We start from the raw sequence: 5,115 nt of genomic DNA, 5'->3' as shown, positions 1-5,115 counted from the left end.
TTTATTTTATCAGATTTTTGCCTATCTCTCTTTTCTTTTTTCTTAATTTTGTCCAATATCTATTGTAGCACTACATTTTAACAAGTTTTGCTTCTAAAAATCGACTTGCTTTCCCCGCAGAAAAATGGTATAATAGGAATAACAAATATTTTCAAGGAGGCAAGACAAATGGGCATTTACGTTAACCCTGATAATATTGATTTTCAGCGTGCAATAAATTCACAGATATATGTTGATAAAAGTGGACTTATAGAACTTACAAATGCAAAACTTTTTACCGAACAGCAGTTTATTTGCGTAAGCCGACCACGTCGTTTCGGCAAATCAATGGCAGCAAATATGCTCACCGCCTATTACAGCCGTGGCTGTGATTCTCGTAAGATGTTATCTGAGCTAAAGATCGCAAAATCTGCTGATTTCGAAAAGCATCTGAACAAGTATAATGTTATTCATATAAATATGGTCGATTTTCTTGACCGTTCTAAAACTATGGACGAAATGCTTGACTATCTCAGGCGCAGATTGCTTCACGAGCTGAAAAAGGGCTTTTCAGACGTTGATTGTTTTGACTGGGATAATCTGCAATCTGTGTTAGGCGAAATATATACTGACAAACGAATTGCTTTTATTTTCATAATCGACGAATGGGACTGCATATTCCGTATACACAAAAACGATTCTGACGCTCAGACAAAATATCTTGACTTTCTGCGAAATCTTTTGAAAGACCAAAGCTATGTTGCGCTCGCATATATGACAGGCATTTTGCCCATAAAAAAGTACGGCGAACATTCTGCATTAAATATGTTTACGGAGGTTTCGATGACAAATCCCCGTGAGTATGCAGAGTATACAGGCTTTACTGAGGACGAAGTCAAGGGGCTTTGTGAAAAATATAATATGCCTTTTGATGAAACTAAGCGTTGGTATGACGGCTATAATTTAAAAGGCATTGCAACATACAATCCTCGTTCGGTGGTAATGTCAATGACAGGTCACGATTTTGACAGCTATTGGACTTCCACAGAAACCTATGAGGCGCTGAAAGTCTACATTGATATGAATTTTGACGGGCTTAAAGACAAAGTGACACGGCTTGTGGCAGGCGAGAAAATACCGATAAACCCGACAAAATTTCAGAATGATATGACTACTCTGCGCAGTGCGGACGATATTTTCACGCTGCTTGTCCACCTTGGTTATCTGACTTTTGATTTTTACACAAAGTGCGTGTGGATTCCAAACAGCGAAGTCGCTCAGGAGTTTATAAACTCTATCGAAGACGGCGGTTGGGAAGAAGTTATGAAAGCTATCAATGCTTCCGACAAGCTTTTGCAGGCTACTATAAATGGTGATGAACAGGCTGTTGCTGACCTTATCAATAAAGCGCACAGCGAGAATACATCTATTCTGAAATACAATGATGAGAACTCTCTTTCCTGCGTTATTTCCATTGCTTATTACTCTGCAAAGAGGACATATACAGTGGAGCGTGAACTGCCTGCGGGCAAGGGTTATGCTGATCTTGTTTTCAAGCCAAGAAGAAATAACAGCAACCCTGCGATGATAGTCGAACTGAAATACAACAAATCTGCTGAGTCAGCGATACAGCAGATAAAGGACAAGAATTATCCTGATTGCTTGAAAGACTATTCGGGCGAGGTTTTGCTTGTGGGGATCAGTTATGATGATAATAAGAGACATTGTTGCAGGATAGAAAAAATAGTTTGCCAAAAATAAATATGACATTTGAATTTTTGAAGCCACGTATTTCAGTGTTGATAATCTAAGACTTGATAATTCAGCTTGAGATTGAATGTACTGAAATTGCAAGAGAATGTGATTTATGAAAAGAGGTCGAGTGCAGTGCCAAACATATGGTACAAAAACAAAGAAACCGATACTATTTGGTGGAAAGATGACCCTACAGTTATCGGAGTGTGGATATTCAGCTTTGACAAAACCACTGAATTTAATATGTTCCATGATTATCCTTATAAATTAACAAAAGAGCAGAAACAGATTTTTGATAAAGAAAATCCCGAATGGGCGGATTTCTTTAAGGATAGAAAATAACAGATACAAGGTATTCATTTTGTAATTAGATAAATCTCTGATATTCAACATAATAAAAAAGCCCACAGACCCGATCACATTGATCGCATCTGTGGGCTTTTGAAATTTTACCACACATCATATATCTTAGCCTTTTCCTCGTTGAAATCATCAGGAAGCCTTCCGATATCCCAGCCGGAGTTGGTAGTTTCTATGTAAAGATAATGGCTTCCATTGTAATCATAGTACGTGCCGGGGGCATCGTCTGTTGCCTTTACTCCTATTGCAACGTGTTCAGGAAGCTCGATAAAAATGCAGCCATAGCCAAGCTCTTTGAGCAAAGCTCCCAAAAGTATGGACGAGTCCTCACAATCTCCGCACTGGTCATAAAGCGTTTCCAGAGGATATTTGGGAAAATCAGTATATCCCGTTGAGGTCATGTCGTCAACATACTCTATGCTCTGCACGAAATTTGCAGTTTCTCTTATAGTCTCAGATTCGCCATAACCGCATTGGTCGCAAAGGCTTTTTATTTCGTCTGCAAGCTGTTTTACGAGCTTATGATTATTGTCGTCACTTACATAGTTATGATAATCTTTCACATATGAGTATCTCAAAAGGCTATGATAATATTCATACATATCGTCCTGAATATTCATTGATATTTCAAAGGTATATCGTTTGTCATAGCTCGTCCAGTTAAAAGTCCTTTTCGACCATGTGGGGTCTGCAGGCTGAACATAGTCAGGCTTTCGGTCGTCACGAGGCTCATATCCGTCCTCATCAGTGACTATGGGTGTTTGCTGAGTAACTGCGGTAGTGGTCTGCTGTGTTGTTGTGGTGTATGTGTCGTATGTATTCAATCCCGGTCTTTTCTCTGGATACAGAAATTCATCAATTGTATTGCTAAATGCAAAATATACACCCACTGCCACACAAATAGTAATAAGTATTTTCTTCATATGTTTGTCCTGTTTTTAGTTGGTTTACGGCTTTTGTCATATGTACATTATACTACAAGATGGTATAAAATACAATACTATTAGATATACTTTACGAATTTGTTCTTATTTTTGCTATGGTTTGATATTTTGCTAAATAGTTAAAATTTGTGGGGTGGTGGATTTCATTCTCACCTTTCGTGAATTTCTGTTATATTCATAGCATCTGACCTAGCGGAACATTTTTTGTGACAATGAAGATCTATGCCATTGTCGATAGAGTCCCTTATGGCTAGTTTGTGTATGAAAAAAACACCCGGTAAGGTGCTTAGTTCCGATGTTTGGGTATAAAAATACCGCCTCGCCGTAGCGGAGCGGTATTAATATTATGCGGTATGTTGTTCATCAGTTTCATTTTCCGGATTGCCGTTCTCATCTGTGTGCATCATAGATCCGATAATATCGGCAATTTCACTGCGTGTTTTTGGTCTGTCATCAAGAGGTTTAATTGGTCTATTTGGATTTAACATACTCTATTCCTCCTTCATTACATTTCTTTATGAATCTTTTTACAAATTCATTATTATCAATCTCATCTTCTTCAAAAGAATAAAATGTTTCAGACATAAGCTGCCTTGCTTTATTGTATTCATAGCCAGCCTTTTTATTCAAAACATAAACCTCGCCTTGATTTGTAACAACAGACATCGCCTTTATTGAACCCTCGCATATAAACGTATCAATATCAGCTATAGAAAAATTATTTGTACTTGGGTGGTTATGAAGATAAATAAGCGATTGCCTTTCTGCATTTTTTTACAACAGAAACCGCAAAAGGATTTTTGGCAGGCGACACAACGAACTCTTCTCCAAGAATTTGAACTTCGCTTTTAAAATTCAAATCATCAATAAATAAAACTTCGTTACTTTCATTCTTATCTTTGGCATAGCAAAAAAAAGAAAGCATATATATTTATCAACTAAAAGCACCCAGATGAAGATACAAACAGTGCCACGACAGATCACCATAACACTGTTTATAATTATAAATAAAATTGTATTACTTGATATATTTGTTCAACTTATAAGATAAGAAAATAAATGACATATTATATATTCAAAATAAAGAAGATATATCGTTTTAACGCAAATAATAGTTGTTTCTTTTCCATATCACATTCGCTCTAAAAAAGCAATAGCTCAAATAGTTTTAAAGATAAAATCAGCGGATCGCACAAAGGTGTTAATGTTTCATTGGCGATATTGCTGTAATTCTCAAAGATAATGCATTATAAAATAACAAATTTTCACTTATATAAACATAAAGCTATAATAAGTAAGCAAAAAATAAGAAATAAGGATAAGTGGCTCAGTTTTATTTTAGCATATATACTCAGTATGTTTACTTATTCTTGTTATAAAACAAAACAAGAAGAAACAACACATCTTATATTACAACATCTTATATTACAAAGAAAGAATGAAAATAATAGTTGTTTCTTTTCCATATCACATTCGCTCTAAAAAAGCAATAGCTCAAGTAGTTTTAAAGATAAAATCAGCTTTTTATACAATTGTGCAAACATTTCATTGGTAATATTGCTGCAAAGCTCGAAGATAACGCATTAGAAAACATCACGTTTTCATTTATATAAACATAAAACTGTAATAAGTAAGCAAATAAATAAGAAATAAGGATAAGTAGTTCAGTTTTATTTGATCATATATACTCAGTATGTTTACTTATTCTTGTTATAAGATAAAATAAGAAGAATAAGCTACTCATTATAATATAAGAAGAAAGCACCGCTTATATTACAAAGGAAGAAGATATATCGTTTTAACGCAAATAATAGTTGTTTATTTTCTTTATCACGTTCGCCTTAAAAAAGCAATAGCTCAAGTTGTTTCAAAGATAAAATCAGCTTTTTATACAATTGTGCAAACATTTCATTGGTAATATTGCTGCAAAGCTCGAAGATAACGCATTAGAAAACATCACGTTTTCATTTATATAAACATAAAACTGTAATAAGTAAGCAAATAAATAAGAAATAAGGATAAGTGGTTCAGTTTTATTTGATCATATATACTCAGTATGTTTACTTATTCTTGTTAT

General features: G+C 34.9%; 5 protein-coding genes. 2 read left to right on the top strand and 3 right to left on the bottom strand.

Annotation, left to right across the window (positions count from 1 at the left end; genetic code table 11):
* Positions 1-168: 168 nt before the first annotated feature.
* Positions 169-1,740: an AAA family ATPase gene (locus AB5123_RS08815; protein ID WP_038670982.1), complete on the top strand. Its 1,572-nt coding sequence runs from the start codon at positions 169-171 to the stop codon at positions 1,738-1,740.
* A gap of 126 nt (positions 1,741-1,866) precedes the next feature.
* Positions 1,867-2,076, top strand: a complete 210-nt coding sequence (locus tag AB5123_RS08810; protein ID WP_117865383.1) for a hypothetical protein — start codon at positions 1,867-1,869, stop codon at positions 2,074-2,076.
* A gap of 107 nt (positions 2,077-2,183) precedes the next feature.
* On the opposite strand, the gene AB5123_RS08805 is transcribed toward AB5123_RS08810, so the two are convergent.
* From AB5123_RS08805 to AB5123_RS08795, 3 genes are all read right to left on the bottom strand, one after another.
* Complete coding sequence (locus tag AB5123_RS08805; protein WP_337812420.1) at positions 2,184-3,017, bottom strand: hypothetical protein; 834 nt, start codon at positions 3,015-3,017, stop codon at positions 2,184-2,186.
* 365 nt (positions 3,018-3,382) lie between these two features.
* Entirely contained in the window at positions 3,383-3,526 is a 144-nt protein-coding gene (locus tag AB5123_RS08800) for a hypothetical protein (RefSeq protein WP_158455062.1), read from the bottom strand.
* On the bottom strand, positions 3,510-3,668 hold the full coding sequence (locus tag AB5123_RS08795; protein ID WP_158455059.1) for a hypothetical protein: 159 nt from the start codon (positions 3,666-3,668) through the stop codon (positions 3,510-3,512). The genes AB5123_RS08800 and AB5123_RS08795 overlap by 17 nt, the downstream gene beginning before the upstream one ends.
* Between the last annotated feature and the right edge of the window lie 1,447 nt (positions 3,669-5,115).

The organism is Ruminococcus sp. RTP21204st1_B2_RTP21204_210225 (assembly GCF_040914135.1).
Lineage (GTDB): Bacteria > Bacillota > Clostridia > Oscillospirales > Ruminococcaceae > Hominimerdicola > Hominimerdicola aceti.
This window is presented reverse-complemented; position numbering and strand designations above follow the sequence as displayed.

Excerpts from the sequence above, each read along its gene's own strand:
- AB5123_RS08815 (WP_038670982.1), top strand. The coding sequence starts at position 169 with ATGGGCATTTACGTTAACCCTGATAATATTGATTTTCAGCGTGCAATA.
- AB5123_RS08805 (WP_337812420.1), bottom strand. The coding sequence starts at position 3,017 with ATGAAGAAAATACTTATTACTATTTGTGTGGCAGTGGGTGTATATTTT.
- AB5123_RS08800 (WP_158455062.1), bottom strand. The coding sequence starts at position 3,526 with ATGTTAAATCCAAATAGACCAATTAAACCTCTTGATGACAGACCAAAA.